The sequence below is a fragment of the Arthrobacter sp. P1_B4 genome (genome assembly GCF_056406555.1).
Genome location: NZ_JBFTZW010000002.1, coordinates 70,659 through 90,090, shown reverse-complemented (window position 1 = coordinate 90,090; position 19,432 = coordinate 70,659). Strand labels below are relative to the sequence as shown.

Below are 19,432 nucleotides of genomic sequence, written 5' to 3'. Positions count from 1 at the left end.
CTTCGATGATTCCGGGAGAATACGTTCTCAGTTCCGCTCCGCTGGTCATCAACGCCGGCCGTGAGGCGGTGGACGTCGCGGTGACCAACACCGGAGACCGGCCCGTCCAGGTGGGCTCGCATTATCACTTTGCCGAAGCCAACTCCGCGCTGCAGTTTGACCGGGCGGCCGCCTACGGCCGCCGGCTGGACATCCCGGCCGGCACGGCCGCGCGGTTCGAACCCGGGGACAGCAGGACCGTCCGGCTGATCGAGCTCGCGGGCAGCCGGGAAGTGTACGGCCTCAGCAACGCCGTCAACGGCACACTCCGCAAGACCGAACTCCCTGTTTCCGGACTCCACGTTCCCGAAGGGGAAGGTGACGCACAGTGAGTTTCGAGCTATCCCGCAGGCAGTATGCGGACCTCTACGGCCCGACGACGGGCGACGCCATCCGCCTGGCCGACACGGATCTGTTTCTTGAGATCGAGAAGGACCTCACCGTTTACGGCGAGGAAGTGGTGTTCGGCGGCGGCAAGGTGATCCGCGACGGCATGGGCCAGAACGGCCAACTGACCCGTGATGCGGACATTCCGGACACCGTGATCACCAACGTCGTGGTGCTGGACTACACCGGCATCTACAAGGCCGACGTCGCGCTCCGGGACGGCCACATCTTCCGGATCGGCAAGGCCGGCAACCCGCAGATCACCGACGGCGTGGACATCGTGATCGGCGCGAGCACCGAGATCATTGCGGGCGAGCGGAAAATCCTGACCGCCGGCGGGGTGGACTCGCACATCCACTTCATCTCCCCGGACCAGGTCCCCGCCGCCCTGTGCAGCGGCGTGACCACGATGATCGGCGGCGGCACCGGTCCCGCCGAAGGCACCAAAGCCACCACGGTCACCCCCGGAAAATGGCACATCCAGCGGATGCTGCAGGCCGCCGAAGGGCTGCCCATCAACATCGGCCTGTTCGGCAAGGGCCACGCGTCCGCCGTCGAACCCCTGGCCGAGCAGATCCGCGCCGGCGCGATCGGGCTGAAAGTCCATGAGGACTGGGGCTCCACCACGTCCTCGATCGACACGTCGCTGCAGGTAGCGGACCAGTACGACGTCCAGGTGGCCATCCACACCGACACCCTGAACGAGTGCGGCTTCGTGGAGGACACCATCCGGGCCATCGACGGCCGCGTGATCCACACCTTCCACACCGAAGGCGCCGGCGGCGGCCACGCCCCGGACATCATCAAAATCGCCGGGTTGCCCAATGTCCTGCCGGCGTCGACCAACCCGACCCTGCCGTACACTCGCAACACCATCGAAGAGCACCTGGACATGCTCATGGTCTGCCACCATCTGAACCCGGACATCCCGGAGGACGTGGCATTCGCGGACTCCCGCATCCGCGCCGAGACCATCGCCGCCGAGGACGTCCTGCAGGACCTGGGCATCTTCGCGATCACGTCCTCGGACTCCCAGGCCATGGGCCGGGTGGGCGAGGTGATCATCCGCACCTGGCAGGTGGCGGACAAGATGAAGAAACAGCGCGGCGTCCTCAAAGACCCCCAGAGGGACGACACAGGGGATAGCGCCGCCGGCAGCCACGGCGCCCCTTCCGGCCGCGGCGCGGAGAGCGACAACTTCCGGCTCAAGCGCTACGTGGCGAAATACACCATCAACCCCGCCATCGCGCAGGGCATGGCCGACTCCATCGGCTCCGTAGAGGTCGGCAAGTTCGCCGACCTGGTGCTCTGGGACCCCGCGTTCTTCGGGGTGAAGCCGGACCTTGTGCTCAAGGGCGGCCAGATCGCCTACGCCCTCATGGGTGACGCCAACGCCTCCATTCCTACCCCGCAGCCGCGCACCATGCGGCCGATGTTCGCCGCCTATGGCAAGGCGCTGCAGCAGTCCTCCATCACCTTCCTCTCCCAGGCCGCCATCGACGCCGGGGTCCCGGCGGAGCTCGGACTGGAGAAGGTCATCCGGCCGGTGTCCGGAATCAGGAACCTCACCAAGGCGGACCTCAAGCACAACGGCGCCACCCCTGATATCGAGGTGGACCCGGAAACGTATCAGGTGAGCGTCGACGGCGAGGACGTCACCTGCGAGCCCTCAGACGTGCTGCCCATGGCGCAGCGCTACTTCCTTTTCTAGGCTTCCAGAGGAGACCACCATGATCATCGAAAAGGTCCTCGGCAACACCCACGACCTCCCTCCCGGTCCGGACCCCTACTTTGGGCTCCATCGGGAGAAGGTGGTGCTGCCCAGCGCCCAGCTGGTCAAACGCATCCAGCGCGTCACCACCGACCACGGGAAGGAACTCGGCATCCGCCTCCCCGCCGGTTCCGGGGACCTGCGCGACGGCGACATCCTGCACGTGGCCGACACCAACATGATCGTGGTGTCGGTGTTGCCCACTGACGTCCTGGTGATCGCCCCGCGCTCCATCCACGAGATGGGGATGGTGGCCCACTCCCTGGGCAACCGGCACCTGCAGGCCCAGTTCTTCGACGCGTCCTCGGAGTACGGGGCGGAGGTGATGGTCTGCCAGTACGACCACACCGTGGAGGACTATCTCAAACACGTCGGAGCGCCCCACGACCGCCAGGAGCGCGTGATGCCCATACCCTTCCGCCATGCCGAACACTCGCACTAGTTTTCTCTTCCGCGGCTGGGGCGCCGCCAGCGCTGCGGCGGGTGATAGGGGTCGTGCCCGCTTCGCGGTGCCCGCCACGCCGCGACCCCTATCACCCGCCTTCGCAGGTTCGACTGCTTGCCTTGCGTCGTGGAGCCCGTTATGACTTACCAGTTGGCGTTGCAGCAGCTGACGGATTCCGCTTTGCCTACCGGGGCGTTTGCTCACTCGCTGGGGTTTGAGACGTATGTGGAGCGCGGGCTGGTGCACGATGAGGAGTCCTTTGGGGTGTGGCTGGCGGCGTTCATTTCGCAGCAGCTGACGTACTCGGACGCCCTGGCAATCCGGTTCCTCTATGAGGACGTTCCGGTTGCCGAACTGGATGCGTTGTTGACCGCCCAGTTGTTGCCCCGGCAGTTGCGCGAGGCCAGTACCAAGATGGGCGGACGTCTACTGGAGATCGGCGCCGAGATCTTTCCGTCCGCAGATCTGGCGGAGTACCGGAAGCTGGTGGGTTCCGGCCGTGCCGCCGGGCATCAGCCGCTGGCGTTCGCCGTCGTCGCACGGTCCCTGAACGTACCGCTCCCCGAGGCCCTCGCCGCTTACCTGTTCGCCGCGGTGACGTCGTTGACGCAGAACGCCGTCCGGGCGATCCCGCTGGGGCAGAACGCCGGCCAGCGGATCCTGCGGAAGGCCGCCGACGGCGTCGCCGCCGCTATCGAGCGGATCAGTCACCTCACGCCTGATGACTTTGGGGCCGTCAGCCCGGGGCTGGAAATTTCGCAAATGCGGCACGAACGCCAGCGCGCCCGCATGTTCATGAGTTAACCGAGCTACACACGAAATATGTCTGGAGAAGAATATGTCTGAGCCCGTCAAGATCGGCATCGGCGGCCCGGTGGGTGCCGGCAAGACCCAGCTCGTGGAGCGGCTCACCCGTCACATGAGCCGGGCGATCTCCATGGCGGCCATCACCAACGACATCTACACCATCGAGGACGCCAAGATTCTCGCCGCCAACGGGATCCTGCCGATCGACCGGATCATCGGCGTTGAAACCGGCGGCTGCCCGCACACCGCCATCCGCGAAGACACGTCCATGAATACCGCCGCCATCGAGGAACTGAAGCAGCGGCACCCTGACCTGCAGGTGATCTTCGTGGAATCCGGCGGCGACAACCTCTCCGCAACGTTCAGCCCCGAACTGGTGGACTTTTCCATCTACATCATCGACGTGGCCCAGGGTGAGAAGATCCCGCGCAAGGCCGGCCAGGGCATGATCAAGTCCGATCTGTTCATCATCAACAAGACCGACCTCGCCCCCCACGTGGGCGCGGACCTGGCCGTCATGGAGCGGGACTCCAAGGAATTCCGGGGCGCGAAGCCGTTCTGCTTCACCAACCTCAAGACCGACGAGGGGCTGGACCGCGTCATCGACTGGGTGCGGCGGGACGTCCTAATGCTCGACCTGGCGCCGTGAGTGCTCCCGGGGTCAGTCCCGGCGAGCTAACCGCTGAGGCGGCGAGGCCGGATTTTGGGGCCGCGGCGTGGCGGGCACCGCGAAGCGGGCACGGCCCCAAATCCGGCGAAGCCGCTGGAGCCAACCAGAGCGCCCGGGAACCGATGGGTCAGCTCGAACTCGTGGTGGCCGAGCGTGGGCGACGTTCTGTCGCCACGCACCAGTTCCATCGGGGGGCTTTGAGGGTTTTGCGGCCGCATTACTTGGATGGCAGCGGGCAGGTTTGTTATGTGCTCGTCAATCCGGGCGGGGCGTATTTGGGGGCTGACCTGTATGTGATTGACGTGGAGGTGGCCGATGGGGCGAAGCTGCTGCTCGCCACGCAGTCGGCCACCAAGATCTACAGAACTCCGGGATCCTTTGCCGAACAGCGGATGCGGTTGCGGCTCGGGGAGGGGGCTCGGCTGGAGCTCGCCCCGGATCAGGTGATCGCCTACCGGGAGGCCAGCTACCGGCAGAATACGCACGTGACGGTGCGGCCGTCGTCGAGCCTCATCATGGCCGAAATTGTGACCCCGGGGTGGTCGCCGGACGGGGCCTCGTTCCGGTACGAGGAGCTGCGGTTGCGGACCGAGATCCGGGTCGAGTCGGAGACGTCCGTCGGGGAGGCGGGCGGGCTGCTGGCCCTGGACAACGTGCTCATCCGGCCGCCCCTGGACGACGTGACGGGCCTGGCGTTCATGGAGGGCTTCAGCCATCTGGGGTCGCTGATCGTCGTGGACCCGCGGGTGGACCAAGCCCTTGCCGACGAACTCCACGAGATCACGGCCGGGCTCGGCGCCCATACCGGCATCTCGCTCACCGCCGCCGTGCTGGGAACGGCCGGGCTGGTGCTGAGGTCCCTCTCGAACAGCACGGAGGAGCTGCGGCGTGTTCTGGGAGCCGCCACCGCCCTGCTGCGCAAGCGCTGGTACGGCCAGGACCCGCTGGATCTGAGGAAGTACTGATGGCCGGGACCCAGCAGAGAGCCGCGCAGCCCCGGCTTCGGCCGCTGACCACCCGCCGGCGGCCTGATCACAGCCGGCGCGCCCCCTCTGCCGGCAGGACGGCGAAGACATCGGGTGCCTGCAGCCCCCGGACGGCGAAGCCGGCCAGGACCGCGGACCGGACCTGATCGGCGTCGTCCACTGGAACCAGGGCGATGGCGGAGCCGCCGAACCCGCCGCCGGTCATCCGGGCCCCGATGGCCCCGTTGGCGCGCGCGGTGTCAACGGCCAGGTTCAGTTCCGGGCAGGAGATTTCGAAGTCGTCCCGCATGGAGCGGTGGCTGGCGTCCAGCAGGTCTCCGATTGCCAGCGGCCCATGGGTCGTGAGCAGTTCCGCGGTCCGGGCGACCCGTTCGTTCTCGGTGACGATGTGCCGGACCCGGCGGAACGTCACGTCGTCGAGGATGCGCGCGGCCCGCGGCAGATCGGCGGCGTCGAGGTCGCGGAGGGCGCCGACGCCCAGGACCCGGGCGCCCCGGACGCAGGAGGCCCGGCGTTCGGCGTACCCGCCGGTGGCATGGGCGTGCGAGACCTTGGTGTCGATCACGAGGCAGAGAAGCCCGGACTCCGCCAGGCCGAGCGGCACCGGGTGCGAGCTGAGGTCGCGGCAGTCCAGGTAGACGGCGCAATCCCGGGTGCCGAGCATCGACGCGGACTGGTCCATGATCCCGGTGGGGGCGCCGACGACGTTGTTTTCGGCCCGCCGCCCGATGTCCGCCAGTTCGGCTCGGCCCAGGCCCGCTCCGGTGAGGTCGGACAGGACCAACGCGACGGCGCATTCCAGGGCAGCGGAGGAGGACAGCCCGGCGCCGACCGGGACATCGGAGGTCACGTACAGGTCAAAGCCCGGCACCGTGATGCCGGCCCTTTCCAGCTCCCAGGCCACGCCGGCCGGGTACGCGGACCAGCCGGCCGCCTGGTCCGGAGCGAAGGTATCGAGATCGAATTCGACCGGGTCAGCGGCCGCGAACGCCGAGGCCAGCCGCACGGTGCGGTCCGCCCGGGCCGACACGGCCACGGTGGTGGAGCGGTTGATGGCGAACGGCAGGACAAGGCCGTCGTTGTAGTCCGTGTGCTCGCCGATCAGGTTGACCCGTCCCGGCGCCTGCCACACGCCGTCGGCGTCATGGCCGAAGTGGCCGGCGAAGGCGCGGGTCAGCGTGTCCGCCAGGGCCGTTCCTGCGGTGTCGGTGGTGGTCATGCCGTTCCTGTCCTGGCGTCCCGGAGTCGGGCTGCGACCTCTTCGGGAGTGGTGTCGTTGATGAAGGCGCCCATGGCGGCCTCGGAGCCGGCCAGGAACTTGAGTTTATCCGCGGCCCGCCGGGGGGAGGTGAGCTGCAGGTGCAGGTACCCGGACCGGCGCAGCACCGGGTCAAGGGGGGCCTGGTGCCAGGCGCTGATATACGGCGTCGGGCTGCCGTAGAGCCTGTCGAGGCGGCCCAGCAGGTCCGGATAGAGGACGGCGAGCTCGTCACGCTCGGCGCCGGTCAGCGCGGCGAGGTCCGGAACCTGGCGGTGCGGGACCAGATGGATTTCCAGCGGCCAGCGTGCCGCGAAGGGCACGTAGGCGCTGAAGAATTCGCCCTCGAGCACCATCCGGGCGCCGTCGGCACGTTCACTCGCTAAAATCGCCCCGGTCAGGGTGGCCGTCCCGCCCGCCGCCTCATGGAACTGCCGGGCGGCCGCGGCCATCACCGCGCTCCTCGGCGTGACGTAGGGGTAGGCGTAGATCTGGCCGTGCGGATGGTGCAGTGTCACGCCGATGTCCTGGCCGCGGTTCTCGAAACAGAACACCTGCGCCACGCCGGGCAGCACGCTCAGGGCCTCGGTGCGGTGCGCCCAGGCGTCGATCACGGTGCGCACCCGCCGGGTGCTGAGGGCGGCGAACGTCCCGGTGTGCTCGGGCGTGAAGGCTACGACCTCGCACCGGCCGCCGGCGGTCCCGCGGGTACCCCAGCCCGGCGCTGCCGGGGCGGCGGCGAGATCCGGACCGAGCGAGGGGAAGCGGTTTTCAAACACGGCGACGTCGTAATCCGCCGGGATCTCCGAGGGCCGCGCGTCGGTGCTCGGGCACAGCGGGCACTCGTCCGCTGGCGGAAGATGCGTCCTGTGTTGCCGGTGCGCGGCGACCGCCACCCATTCCCCGGTCAGCGCGTCGTACCGGATTTCCCCGGACGGGCCACGCTCGGGAAGGTCGCGGCGGTCCCTCGACGGGCGCTGCAGGGGATGGGAAGTATCGTCGAAATACAGGAGTTCACGCCCGTCGGCGAGGCGCGTACTGGTCACCGCGGACACCGACGCCGGGGCGTCGCTGCGGCTGATGATGCTGGTCATGGGGTTCCTTCGAAAGTGAGGGGACGTGCGGCGCCCGACCCGGAAGCAGGGGGCGGGACCGGACGGTCAGAGGGCCTGGACGTGGAGGAGCAGGGCGTGCTCCGGGTTCAGGACCGGCAGGGGCAGGCCGACGTGCTGCAGGAAGGCCCCGGTGGCAACCGCCCCGTCGTCCAGCCAGGCCGGCGGCCGGATCTGGGAGAAGGTGTGCGCGTAGTCACCGTCGAGAAGGGTAGGCAGTTCGGCCCGGACGCGGTAGTTCCGCTTCGGGTCAAGGCCCGGCAGTGAGGCCAGTCCGGGGACCTCAGCCGGGGCGGAGGCCAGGGACACGGCAGCGAACAGGGCCTCGCCGGCGTCGTGCGCAACTACACCGTGGACGCTCAGGGTGGGCTCGGCGGTGTCCGCGTTGACGCGCTTGCCGGAGTGGAGCAGTGCGCGGTGGCGCTTGTAGAGCGCGATGGCGCGGCGCAGCGTGGCCCGTTCCTCGTCCGTGGCTGCGCGGATGTCCCACTCCATGCCGAAATGGCCAAAGAGGGCGGTGATGGCGCGGAAGGAGATGTCGTGGGTGCGGGCCGTGGTGTGGCTCGTGGTGGGGCCGACATGTGATCCGACGAGTTCGGGTGGGAGGACGGCCTGGGTCCAGCGCTGGATTGTCTGGCGCTCCAGGGCATCGTTGCAGTCCGAGGCCCACACCCGGTCGGTTCGCTGCAGGATGCCGAGGTCCACGCGGGCCCCGCCGGAGGAGCAGCTTTCAATCTCCACGTCCGGGTGGGCTGCCTTGAGCGCGTCGAAGAGACGGTACGCGGCCAGCGTCTGCTCGTGGACGGACGGCCGGCCGCCGCGGCCGTGCTCGGTTAGGTCGCGGTTCTGGTCCCATTTGAGGTAGGCGATGTTGTTCTCGCGCAACAGGGCATCGAGGCGTCCGTAGATGTATTGCCAGGCCTCCGGGTTGGCGAGGTCCAGGACGTGCTGATGGCGCCAGGCGTGCGGAAGCCGGCCGCCGTCCTTGTGGGAAAGCAGCGACGGGCCCACGATCCAGTCCGGGTGCTCGCGGGCGACGTCGGAGTCCAGGTTGACCATTTCGGGTTCGACCCAGAGTCCGAATTCCATGCCGTGGCCGGTGACCGCGTCGATCAGCGGCGTGAGGCCCTCGGGCCACAGACCCTCGTCGACGTACCAGTCGCCAAGGCCCGCGTGATCGTCGCGGCGGCCGCGGAACCAGCCGTCGTCGAGGACAAAGCGTTCCACGCCGAGCCCGGCGGCCGCTTCGGCGAGTTCGAGCAGGGGCTCGAGGCTGTGGTCGAAGTAGACGGCCTCCCAGGTGTTCAGCACCACCGGGCGGACCCGGCCGGAGGTGGTGTCCACATGCTGCGGCCGGGCACGGAACCAGTGGTAGAAGGCCTCGGTGATGCCGTCCAGGCCGCGGCCGGAGTAGGCGGCGTAGAGCGACGGCGTCCGGTAGCTGCCGCCGGGGCGCAGCACCACTTCGGCGGAGCCGAGCAGCTCGGCGGCACCGAGCATGCGCCGGCCGTCCGCGAGGCTGTCGAGGTACTGCTCGTGGTTGCCGCTCCAGCCCAGGTGCGTGGCCCAGACCTGGCCTGTGCGGTTGGCGAAGCCGGCGGTCCCGGCTGCCACCAGCAGGGACGAGTCGTGGCCGGTCCGGCCGTGCCGGCCGGTGCGGACCCAGGTGCCCTGCTGGACGGCGTGCCGCTGCGGGTGGTTTTCGCGGCACCAGCGTCCGGTGAGATCGAGCAGTTCTGTGGCGTCCCGCGGCACCGGCAGCACCGTGGCGAGTTCGTCGAGCTGGTATTCGGCCGTGCCGCTGTTGGTCAGCGTGTGAGCCAGCTCCAGGAGGCCGCCGGGGTGCAGGGTGAGTTCGGAACTGACCTCGAGTCCGGCCTCGGAGTCCCGGTGGATGATCACCACCGTGCGCCCGCCGTCCTGCATCTGGGCGGCAACCACCCGCAGGGCCGGCGAGAAGTCCAGGCCGGGGCCGCCGTCGGCGTTCCGGTGCCCGCGCAGGCCCGGCCGCCCGGCCCAGCCGGAGGAGGCCTGCGGGAGCAGTCCGGCGGCGACGGGGATGTCGAGGGCGGAGTGCGGGACCGGCCCGCGGAGGATCGCCAGATCGGGGAGGTGTTCGCCGAGGTCGGCGCCCCAGTGGACGATCTCGGCCTCGCCGGAGTCGAAGGCCAGCAGGACGCTGGTGCCGGCAGAACGCAGGTGCACGGGGTGCATGGGGATTCGCTTTCGGTAGTGCGGAAGTCAGGTGCTGGTGCGCGGGATTCCGGCTCGGGGATCCCGCGCACCGGGCGCCGCCGTGGCGGGCGGCTGTGGCTTCGAACGCTTACTTGTTGAAGAGGGCGTTGACCTGGTTGTTGGCTTCGGTGAGGGAGCTGGCAGGCTTCTTGCCGGAGAGGACGGCGTCCATGGCCGGCTTCATGATGCCGTCCACCTTGGCTGCCTTATCCGCGATCGGGAACAGGAACGTGGTTCCTTCCTTGACGTGGGTGGTGAAGGCGGAGACGTCGGTGCCCTTGGCCTTGAATGCTTCGGCTGCCTTGTCGGAGGAGCTGGTGAGAGCCGGGAACACGACGCCCTTGGAGGCTACGACGTCCTGGCAGGCGGTGGAGGCGAGGTATTCGACCCACTTGATCGAGGCTGCCGGGTTCTTGGTGCCGGCCCAGACGGAATCGGCCAGGCCGTTGAACATGCTGGCGCGTTTGCCTTCGGGGCCCTTCGGGGTGGGGGCGAACGCGGTCTTCACGCCCTTGTAGCTCTTGTACTGGCCGATCAGCCAGTCACCCGTGGTGTTGATGGCAGCCTTGCCGGCGCCGAAGTTGTCCGCCAGGCTGGCGCCGACGGTGGTCTCGAGCTTGGGCATGTAGCCCTTCTCGGTCAGTCCGGCCCACCAGGCGATGGTCTCCTGGAACTTGGGGTCGTCGTAGTTGAACTTGGTGCCCCAGGGGTTCTTGTCCGTGGCGCTCCAGCCGGTGGTGGCGCTGAGGAAGCTCCACTCGGTCTGGCCCTGCCCGGAGCCGCTGCCGGCCAGGCCGAGTCCGTAGACGGCCACCTTGTTCTTGTCGAAACCTGCCTCGTCGCCGCGCACGCCGTTTTTGTCCACGGTCAGGTGCGCGATTGCCTTCTCATAGCTGCCGCCGTCCTGCGGGTTCCATTCCAGGTTGGCCATCTGCTCGGCGGTCAGGCCGGCGGAGTCCGTCATGGCCGTGTTGTAGAAGAGGCCCACGGTGTCCCAGTCCTTGGGCAGTCCGTAGCGCTTGCCGTCCTGGCCCACCCAGAGCTCGGCGAGTCCCTTGGTGTAGCTCTCCAGCTTGATGCCGTCCTTGGCCACCGCCTCGTCGAGGGAGAGCAGCTGCTTTTTCGCGGCGTATTCGGGGTACTTCGAGAGGTGGTTGGTGAAGACGTCGGGGGCGGTGCCGGCGACGAAGCCGTTGGTCAGTGTGGTCCAGTAGTCATCCCAGCCGCGCTGGGTGATCTTGACCTTGATGTCTGGGTTGGCCTTGTGGAAGTCATCGGCGCACTGTTGGTAGGCCGGGAGCTGGTTGGCGTCCCACAGCCAGTAGTTGATGTCGCCCTTGGCCTCGGTGGAGGCCGGGGCGGACCCCCCGCAGGCGGAGAGGGAGATGGCGATGGCTGCAGCGGCAGCGACGGCGCCGAGGGTCTTCTTCATGGTGGACCTTTCATGGAAGTGCTTCTTTGAGGGGAATGCTTGTTGACGGGCAGTGCTTTGAAGGGCACTGCGGGTTGGGCCGGGGTTACTTGATGCCGGAGAAGCCGATGGAGTTGACCACCCGCTTGCCGAAGGCGATGAAGAGCAGGAGGACGGGCAGGGCCGCGATCAGGGTGGCGGCCATCAGGCCGGACCAGTCGGGGGCGCCCTGCGGAGACTGGGACTTGAAGACGCCCAGGCCCACGGTGAGGACGCGGACGCTTTCGTCCTGGCCCACCAGCAGCGGCCAGAAGTACTCGTTCCACTGGCCGATGAAGGTCAGCAGCGCCAGGGTGGCCAGGGGGGCCGCGGCGTTCGGGAGCACGATCTGGAAGAAGATCCGCACGTGTTTGGCGCCGTCGAGCATGGCGGCCTCTTCCACCTCGCGGGACATGGAGAGGAAGAACTGGCGCAGGAAGAAGATGGCGAAGGGGGTCATGAACAGGAACGGCAGGGCCAGGCCGGCGAAGGTGTTGAGCAGGCCGAGGTTCTTGATCATCAGGAAGTTGGGCAGGGCTGTGAAGATCGGCGGAACCATCATGGTGGCCAGGAACAGGCCGAACACCACGTTCCGGCCCGGCCAGCGCAGCCGGGAGAAGGCGTAGGCGGCCATCGCGCTGAAGAAGACCTGCCCGGCGGTGGTGACGGTGGCGAAGATGACGGAGTTCCGCAGATACAGCCAGAAATTGATGGCGGCGCCGGAGCCGCCCTCGGCGATTGCTTCCTCGGGGCTCTGCAGCCCCAGGACCCGCTTGAAGGCGCCGAGGCTGAAGTCGGCCGGCAGCAGGTTGCTGGCGTTCGAGGCCAGGGAGGCATTGCTGGACAGTGCGGTGCGGAGCATCCAGAGGAACGGCGCGATCGTCACGACGACGGCGATGGCGACGAGGGTCCAGGCACCGACGCGGCGCCAGTTGACCGGTTTCCTGGGAGGGGGGACGCTGGAGACGGGCTTCTTACGGGAAGGGGCGGACGTAGTCATGGCTGGGGTTCCTTAGTCCAGATCCGATTCGTTGCCCTTGAGGAACTTCATCTGGACGAAGGCCACAAGAGCGAGAATGACGAAGAGAATGACGGACAGGGCCGAGGCGTAGCCGAAGTCGGATTCACCGAAGGCCTTCTGGTAGATGTACATCTGGATCACGCGGGAAGCATTGATCGGGCCGCCGCCCGTGGTCACAGCCACGGTGTCGAAGACCTGGAAGGAGCCGATCACGGTGACCACCAGGACCAGCACCAGCACTGGGCGCAGGAGCGGCATCGTTATGCTCCAGAAAGTCCGGGTCGGGGAGGCGCCGTCGAGCGAGGCGACCTCGTACACGTGGTTGGGAATGGACTGCAGGCCGGCGAAGATCAGCAGGGCGGTGTAGCCCATGTGGCGCCAGACGTTGACGCCGGCGATGGTGGGGATGGCCCATTGCTCGCTGCCGAAGAAGGCGATGCGCGGCAGGCCCATCCAGTTGATGATTTCGTTGACGATACCGAGTTGGTAGTCGAGCATCCAGAACCACAACAGCGCGACGATCACGTTCGCCACAAGGAAGGGCAGCAGCAGGGCGCCGCGGATAAGCGTGGACTTGGCGACGTTGTGCATCAGCAGGGCAAGTCCGAGCGCGATGGCGGTCTGGAAGCCGATGTTCAGTGCCACGTACTGGACCGTCACGGCCATGGCGTTCCAGAAGAGATCGTCCGCGAAGATCGCTGTGTAGTTTTTGGTGCCGATCCAGGTGGGATCCCCCAAGACGCTGTACTCGGTGAAGCTGAGGTAGACGCCGCGGATGCTCGGCACCAGGTAGAAGGCAACGAAGCCGAGCAAGGCCGGGGCGATGAAGAAGAGGGCGACCCTCAGGTCGCTCCGGGGTCGGCGCCGGCGGCGGCGGGGGGCAGCGTTGCCCGTTCCCGGGCCGGTCGCCTTGCGGGCCAGGGCGGCTCCGCGGGCAGTTGTGGTGGTCATTGGTGGTTCCTCCGCAGTTACGTGGATGCTGTGACGTGGATTACAACTGAGGCTTGAATCTACACGAGTAACTTTCCGATGCGCAACCGTTTCTTTTATGTTTCCGGGCGGAAAATTTCTGCTCATCGTCTGCTATTGACTCGAGTAGAAACTGGTGTGAAACTTGCGTGCATGACTTTCTCACTAGGCATCGTCGGCGCCGGACAGTTTGCAGGCGCCTTCGCCAAACTCTTCGACGCCCATCCCGCGATTTCAGAAGTCCATGTCACCGACGTCCTGCCGGAACGGGCCGAGGCCCTCCGGGAGCGGCTCGGCCTGGCGGGGACCTATCCCAGCTTTGAGGCCATGCTCGACGGCGGCCTCGACGCTGTGGCGATCTTCACCCAGCGCTGGACGCACGGCCCGCTGGTGCTGCAGGCGCTCCGGGCGGGCAAGCATGTGTATTCGGCAGTGCCGATGGCCATCAGCGAGGACGAGATCGCCCGGATCATCGAGGCCGTCCGGGAGACGGGCCTGACCTACATGATGGGCGAGACAAGCTACTACAACCCCGCCACCGTCTATGCCCGCAAGCGCAAGGCTGAAGGCGCCTTTGGCCGCATCTTCTACGCCGAGGGCGACTACGTCCACGACATGGATCTCGGCTTCTACGAGGCCTACCAGTACAGCGGCGGGGAGGACTGGAAGAGCACCGCCAGCTACCCGCCCATGCTGTACCCGACCCACTCCACCGGCGGGGTGCTGGGCGCGATCGGCGGCCATGCCGTCAGCGTCAGCTGCATTGGCGTCCCCGACGAGCGCGGAGACGGTGTGTTCGACAAGGACGTCAGCATGTTCGGCAACGACTTCTCCAATGCCACCGCGCTGTTCGAGCTTTCAACCGGCGGGTCCATGCGCATCAATGAGATGCGCCGCGTCGGCTACCCCTCCCACCTGCGCGAAAGCCGCTTCCGTTTCTTCGGCACCGAAGCCAGCTTCGAGCAGCTGGCCCTGGTCAGTGTGTGGCAGGACAAGGAGTCCGTGACCGATGTCAGCGAGGAACTGGCCACCCGGGCCACGCTCGCCGCGGACGATCCGGCGCTGGCCGGCGTCGCACCGGCCCTGCGCGACGCCTTCAGCTCCGGGCTGGCCGCCGTGCACGACGCCGGCCGGCTTCCGGCCGAGTTCCGCGGACTTCACAACGGGCACGAGGGCAGCCACCACTTCCTGGTGGACGACTTCGCCACGGCCGTCGACACGGGAACGCTCCCGCCCGTCAACGCCTGGGAAGCCGCCCGCTACACGCTGCCGGGGATCGTGGCGCACGAGTCCGCCCTCCGCGGCGGGGAGCGGTTGCCCGTGCCGGACCACGGCGACGCCCCCGTTCGGCTGCCTGCGCAGGGAATCAATGAGGAAGGCTTTGCCCGGGAACTCCGGCGGTAGCATGGTCACTGTGCCACACTCGCCCGCCTCCGCCAGGCCCACGATCACCCGAAAAGACGTGGCCAGGCTGGCGGGCGTCAGCACCGCCGTCGTCAGCTATGTGGTGAACGGCGGCCCCAAGCGGGTCTCCCCGGTGACTGCTGCGAAAGTCCGCGAGGCCATCAGCGCCCTGGGGTACCGTCCGAACGCCGCGGCGAGGGCACTGAAACTTGGCTCCAGCGAGATGCTCGGCATGGTGGTCCCGGACACCACCAACCCCTTCTTCGCCACTTTGGCCCGCGCCGTGGAGGAAGCCGCGGCGGCGCGCGGCTATGCCCTGCTGCTGGCGAACTCGGGCGGATCGGCGGCCAATGAGCGCCGCCAGGTCAGGAACCTCGCGAGCCGCCGCGTTGACGGGGTCTTCCTCTCCAGCGTGCTGTTCGAACCCGACCTGACCGAGCTGGAGCATTCGGAGATCCCCGCCGTGCTGCTCAACCACAGCACCGAGGTGCCGGGCTTCAACTCGGTCGGCGTGGAGCTGCTGGAAGGCTCCCGGCGTGCCGTCGAGCACCTGGTGGGCCACGGCCACCGCAACATCGCACTGGTCATGGGCATGAACGCCGGCAATGATCTCGATGCCCGCGAGGTCGGGTGGCAGCAGGGGCTCGCGGAGGCCGGCCTCCCGGAGGGACCCATCCTGCGCTGTGACTTCGACCGGCAGGGCGGCTACCGGGCCGGGCAGCGGCTGCTTGCGGCCGCGGACCGACCCACCGCCGTGTTCGTCAGTTCCGACCTGCAGGCCGTCGGCCTGCTGCGCGCCGTGTCCGAGGCCGGGCTTCGGGTCCCCGAGGACCTGGCGGTCTTCTCCTTCGACGGCTCGGCTGAGGCGGAGTTCAGCTGGCCGCCGCTGAGCACGGTCGCGCAGCCCGTCCAGGCCATGGCCGAGGCCGCCGTCGAAGCGCTCATTGGCTTTGACGGCGTGTCTCCCACCCGGAACAGGATCTTCCCCGTGGACCTGGTCCTGCGCGCGTCCTGCGGCTGCTCGCCGGTACCCGCCGCGCCCGGGCCCGCCGCGCCGGTAGCGGCCCAGCCGGGCACGTAAGCTCCCCGCCGCGCACGTCGTTGCGGTTCCCGGCGTCGTTCCCTGCGGGCGTCACACCAGGGTCCAAATGGACTATCGTTAGCGCTAACAGGAGCCGGGGGGCGGCCGACCAGCGGGCGCCCCGTGCCCTCCTATCGTTTGATTTCACAATTTGATTCAAGCCGGTGGACGGCATCGGAACGAAAGGGGCCTCGCATGGGGAACAACAATGACCGGCGGCAGCCGCGGCTCGAAGACGTCGCAGCGCTGGCCAAGGTTTCCCACCAGACCGTCTCACGGGTGATCAACAACCACCCGAATGTCAGCACGGGAACAAAGTCCCGGGTCGAGGCGGCGATTGCCGAACTCGGCTACCGGCGCAACACGGCCGCCCGGAGCCTGGTGACCCGGCGCACCCAGACCATCGGTGTCCTCGCCTCCGAGCTCGGGCAATACGGCCCGGCGAATACCCTGCTGGGGGTCCAGCAAGCCGCCAGGGAAGCAGGGTATTTCGTGAGTATTGCCGCGATTAAGGGGGCCGCGGCGAAGGCCATTTGCGATGCGGTGCGGCACCTGACGGACCAGGGCGCGGACGGATTGATTGTGATCGTGCCGCACGACGGGACACTTCAGGTGCTCGAGGACCTGAACCTGGATCTCCCGGTGATCGTCGTCGGCGGAGCCGGAGAAGGGCGGTTGAGCGGCGCGATGGTCGACCAGAAGCTCGGCGCGCGGCTGGCCGTCGCCCATCTGATCAGCCTTGGCCACGAGCGGATCGGCCATGTCTCCGGACCGCTCGACTGGGTGGACGGCAAAGCCCGGGTTGACGGGTGGCGCGAGGAGTTGGCGGAAGCCGGCCTCTCCGACGAGCTTCTGGTCGAGGGGGACTGGAGTGCGGACAGCGGGTACCGGATCGGGCAGCAGCTGGCAGAACAGCGCAGCGCCACCGCAGTGTTCGTCAGCAACGACCAGATGGCGCTCGGGCTGCTGCGGGCGTTTGGCGAGAAGGGCATCCGGGTTCCGGAAGACGTCTCCGTGGTTGGCTTTGACGACCAGCCCGAATCCGCCTACTTCATGCCGCCGCTGACCACTGTGCGACAGGACTTCGAGGAACTCGGAAAGCGCTGTATGGACCTGATACGCGCCCAGGTCGAGGGTGATGCCGCCAGTGGCGCCCTGGTGGTCAAACCTGCGCTCGTGGTGCGCGCCAGCACCGCACCCCGTCCCCGTCTCTCCTAAGGGCCGAAGCCCTCCGTTCCGGCAATACGTGCCAGGCTTCTTGACAGCATGTTTGTTAGCGCTAACAATAGGGGGGTTCGCAATGTCGCGGAACCTATTGGAGGATTTGATGGACTTCTCAGTGGACGGAACCGAAAACTTTGTCATCGGCGTGGACTACGGCACGCTTTCCGGGCGGGCCGTCGTCGTCCGGGTCCGGGACGGCAAGGAACTGGGCAGCGGGGTCTTTGAGTACCCGCATGCCGTGGTCACCGGCGAGCTTCCGAAAGACACGGCTGGGGTCGCCGGCATCCGGCTTCCGGGCGAATGGGCCCTGCAGGTGCCCAACGACTACCGCGACGTGCTCCGCCGGGCTGTGCCCGCGGCCGTCGCCGACGCCGGGATCGACCCGGCCGCCGTGGTGGGCATCGCCACCGACTTCACGGCCTGCACCATGGTCCCCGTCAAGGGCGACGGCACACCGCTGAACGAGCTTCCCGGATTCGCCAACCGCCCGCACGCCTACGTGAAGCTGTGGCGCCACCATGCCGCCCAGCCGCAGGCGGACCGCATCAACGCCCTGGCTGCGGAACTCGGCGAAAACTGGCTGCCGCGCTACGGCGGACTCATCTCCTCCGAATGGGAGTTCGCCAAGGGCCTGCAGTTGCTGGAGGAGGACCCGGAAAGCTACGCCGCGATGGACCGCTGGGTGGAAGCGGCTGACTGGATCGTCTGGCAGCTGTGCGGTAACTACGTCCGCAACGCCTGCACGGCCGGCTACAAAGGGATCTACCAGGACGGCCGCTACCCATCCAAGGAATTCCTGTCCGCCCTGAACCCGGACTTCAAGGATTTCGTCAGCGCCAAGCTGGCGCACACCATCGGCCGGCTCGGCGATGCAGCCGGCCATCTGACGGCCGAGGCCGCCGCCTGGACCGGACTGCCGGAAGGCATCGCCGTCGCAGTGGGCAACGTGGACGCCCACGTCACGGCGCCCGCAGCGAAGGCAGTTGAGCCCGGGCAGCTGGTGGCCATCATGGGAACCTCCACCTGCCACGTTATGAACGGTGCCGAACTGCGGGAAGTCCCGGGCATGTGCGGCGTGGTGGACGGCGGAATCGTCGACGGACTTTGGGGCTACGAAGCTGGCCAAAGCGGAGTGGGCGACATCTTCGGCTGGTTCACGAACAATGGCGTCCCGCCCGAGTACCACCAGGCAGCGGAAGCGGCAGGCCTGGGCATCCACGAATACCTCACGGAACTGGCCTCCCGCCAAGCCATCGGCGAACACGGCCTCATTGCCCTGGACTGGCACTCCGGCAACCGTTCCGTGCTGGTGGACCACGAACTCTCCGGCGTCGTGGTGGGTCAGACCCTCGCCACCAGGCCCGAAGACACCTACCGGGCCTTGCTGGAAGCCACGGCCTTCGGCACGCGCACCATCGTGGACGCCTTCCGCGACTCGGGAGTGCCGGTCAGGGAATTCATCGTGGCCGGCGGCCTGCTGAAGAACAAGCTGCTCATGCAGATCTACGCGGATATCACCGGCTTGCCGCTCTCCACCATCGGCTCAACCCAGGGGCCCGCCCTGGGGTCGGCCATCCACGCCGCCGTGGCCGCAGGTGAATACGCGGATATCCGTGCCGCTGCGGCTGCCATGGGATCGGAGCCCGGCAGCATCTATATTCCCATTCCGGAAAATGTTGCCGCCTACGAAAAACTCTTCCAGGAGTACCGGACGCTGCACGACTATTTCGGCCGCGGCACCAACAGCGTGATGCACCGCCTCAAGGCGATCCAGCGTGCGGCCAGGCCCTCGTTTACCGCCGCTGCGGGCGCTCCCCAGCAGAACGCCGTCCCCGCCGTCCCCGCCGGCCCGGTCGCAGAGGAAGTGTCCGCATGAGCAACCTGCTGGAAAGCATCGCGGAGGTCCGTCGCGAGGTCTGCGAACTGCACGCCGAACTCACGCGCTACGAACTGGTGGTGTGGACGGCCGGCAACGTCTCCGCCCGCGTCCCCGGCCATGACCTGATGGTCATCAAGCCGTCCGGAGTCTCCTACGCGGACCTCACGCCCGGGAGCATGGTTGTCACGGACCTCTACGGCACGCCCGCGGAGGGCGACTGGAGCAACCCCGCGCTGTCACCGTCCTCGGACACCGCGGCGCACGCCTACGTTTACCGGCACATGCCGGAGGTCGGCGGCGTGGTGCACACGCATTCGACCTACGCCACGGCCTGGGCCGCGCGCGGAGAGGAGATCCCCTGCGTGCTGACCATGATGGGTGACGAGTTCGGTGGGACGATCCCGGTGGGCCCGTTCGCGCTGATCGGGGATGACTCGATCGGCCGCGGCATCGTGGACACCCTGGCCCAATCCAGCTCGCCGGCCGTGCTGATGCAGAACCACGGGCCCTTCACCGTGGGCAAGGATGCCCGCTCGGCGGTCAAAGCCGCCGTCATGTGCGAGGAAGTGGCACGGACCGTCCATATTTCCCGGCAACTCGGTGAACCACTGCCGATCGACCCGGCCCAGATCGACTCGCTTTATGCCCGCTACCAGAACGTCTACGGCCGCTAGGCCCACAACCAGGCCGCTAG

Annotated in this window: 17 protein-coding genes; 11 read left to right on the top strand and 6 right to left on the bottom strand. The window is 67.7% G+C overall.

The features are described 5' to 3' along the window. The first annotated feature begins 5 nt into the window (after positions 1 to 5). From AC1D1W_RS01670 to AC1D1W_RS01645, 6 genes are all read left to right on the top strand, one after another. The gene (locus tag AC1D1W_RS01670) at positions 6 to 371 is read left to right on the top strand and encodes an urease subunit beta (protein ID WP_476942770.1); all 366 of its coding nucleotides are present in this window, start codon (positions 6 to 8) and stop codon (positions 369 to 371) included. Next, on the top strand, positions 368 to 2,137 hold the full coding sequence (gene ureC, locus AC1D1W_RS01665) for an urease subunit alpha (RefSeq protein ID WP_476942769.1): 1,770 nt from the start codon (positions 368 to 370) through the stop codon (positions 2,135 to 2,137). Before AC1D1W_RS01670 ends, ureC begins: the two co-directional genes overlap by 4 nt. A 19-nt stretch (positions 2,138 to 2,156) precedes the next feature. Beyond that, positions 2,157 to 2,639 carry an urease accessory protein UreE gene (gene ureE / locus AC1D1W_RS01660; protein ID WP_243178182.1) on the top strand — a complete coding sequence of 161 codons (483 nt, stop codon included), beginning with the start codon at positions 2,157 to 2,159 and terminating at the stop codon, positions 2,637 to 2,639. A gap of 141 nt (positions 2,640 to 2,780) precedes the next feature. Further along, entirely contained in the window at positions 2,781 to 3,446 is a 666-nt protein-coding gene (locus tag AC1D1W_RS01655) for an urease accessory protein UreF (RefSeq protein ID WP_243178183.1), read from the top strand. A gap of 34 nt (positions 3,447 to 3,480) precedes the next feature. After that, positions 3,481 to 4,098: an urease accessory protein UreG gene (ureG, locus tag AC1D1W_RS01650; RefSeq protein WP_476942768.1), complete on the top strand. Its 618-nt coding sequence runs from the start codon at positions 3,481 to 3,483 to the stop codon at positions 4,096 to 4,098. A gap of 269 nt (positions 4,099 to 4,367) precedes the next feature. Next, positions 4,368 to 5,084, top strand: coding sequence for an urease accessory protein UreD (locus AC1D1W_RS01645; RefSeq protein ID WP_476942767.1), 717 nt, complete (start codon positions 4,368 to 4,370; stop codon positions 5,082 to 5,084). 67 nt (positions 5,085 to 5,151) lie between these two features. Here the strand turns inward: AC1D1W_RS01645 and galK are convergent, their stop codons facing one another. The 6 genes from galK to AC1D1W_RS01615 all read right to left on the bottom strand — a co-directional run bounded on the left by galK (position 5,152) and on the right by AC1D1W_RS01615 (position 13,132). Beyond that, the gene (gene galK / locus AC1D1W_RS01640) at positions 5,152 to 6,324 is read right to left on the bottom strand and encodes a galactokinase (RefSeq protein WP_476942766.1); all 1,173 of its coding nucleotides are present in this window, start codon (positions 6,322 to 6,324) and stop codon (positions 5,152 to 5,154) included. Continuing rightward, positions 6,321 to 7,457, bottom strand: a complete 1,137-nt coding sequence (gene galT, locus AC1D1W_RS01635) for a galactose-1-phosphate uridylyltransferase (RefSeq protein WP_476942765.1) — start codon at positions 7,455 to 7,457, stop codon at positions 6,321 to 6,323. Before galT ends, galK begins: the two co-directional genes overlap by 4 nt. A gap of 66 nt (positions 7,458 to 7,523) precedes the next feature. After that, complete coding sequence (locus AC1D1W_RS01630; protein WP_243178188.1) at positions 7,524 to 9,689, bottom strand: alpha-galactosidase; 2,166 nt, start codon at positions 9,687 to 9,689, stop codon at positions 7,524 to 7,526. Positions 9,690 to 9,798: 109 nt separating this feature from the next. After that, the gene (locus AC1D1W_RS01625) at positions 9,799 to 11,142 is read right to left on the bottom strand and encodes an ABC transporter substrate-binding protein (RefSeq protein WP_243178189.1); all 1,344 of its coding nucleotides are present in this window, start codon (positions 11,140 to 11,142) and stop codon (positions 9,799 to 9,801) included. Positions 11,143 to 11,227: 85 nt separating this feature from the next. Beyond that, on the bottom strand, positions 11,228 to 12,160 hold the full coding sequence (locus AC1D1W_RS01620; RefSeq protein ID WP_459383508.1) for a carbohydrate ABC transporter permease: 933 nt from the start codon (positions 12,158 to 12,160) through the stop codon (positions 11,228 to 11,230). Positions 12,161 to 12,172: 12 nt separating this feature from the next. Continuing rightward, entirely contained in the window at positions 12,173 to 13,132 is a 960-nt protein-coding gene (locus AC1D1W_RS01615) for a carbohydrate ABC transporter permease (protein ID WP_476942764.1), read from the bottom strand. A 171-nt stretch (positions 13,133 to 13,303) separates the two neighbouring features. On the opposite strand from AC1D1W_RS01615, the gene AC1D1W_RS01610 reads away from it, so the two are divergent. The 5 genes from AC1D1W_RS01610 (at position 13,304) to AC1D1W_RS01590 (ending at position 19,412) form a co-directional block, all read left to right on the top strand. Continuing rightward, positions 13,304 to 14,554: a Gfo/Idh/MocA family protein gene (locus AC1D1W_RS01610; protein WP_243178192.1), complete on the top strand. Its 1,251-nt coding sequence runs from the start codon at positions 13,304 to 13,306 to the stop codon at positions 14,552 to 14,554. 1 nt (position 14,555) lies between these two features. Further along, positions 14,556 to 15,635, top strand: a complete 1,080-nt coding sequence (locus AC1D1W_RS01605; protein ID WP_243178193.1) for a LacI family DNA-binding transcriptional regulator — start codon at positions 14,556 to 14,558, stop codon at positions 15,633 to 15,635. 195 nt (positions 15,636 to 15,830) lie between these two features. Continuing rightward, positions 15,831 to 16,853: a LacI family DNA-binding transcriptional regulator gene (locus tag AC1D1W_RS01600; RefSeq protein WP_243178194.1), complete on the top strand. Its 1,023-nt coding sequence runs from the start codon at positions 15,831 to 15,833 to the stop codon at positions 16,851 to 16,853. Between the two features lie 109 nt (positions 16,854 to 16,962). Further along, positions 16,963 to 18,735 carry a ribulokinase gene (araB, locus tag AC1D1W_RS01595; protein ID WP_476942763.1) on the top strand — a complete coding sequence of 591 codons (1,773 nt, stop codon included), beginning with the start codon at positions 16,963 to 16,965 and terminating at the stop codon, positions 18,733 to 18,735. Beyond that, a complete protein-coding gene (locus AC1D1W_RS01590) occupies positions 18,732 to 19,412 on the top strand; it encodes an L-ribulose-5-phosphate 4-epimerase (RefSeq protein ID WP_243178196.1) in 681 nt (226 codons plus the stop codon). Before araB ends, AC1D1W_RS01590 begins: the two co-directional genes overlap by 4 nt. Positions 19,413 to 19,432 lie beyond the last annotated feature (20 nt).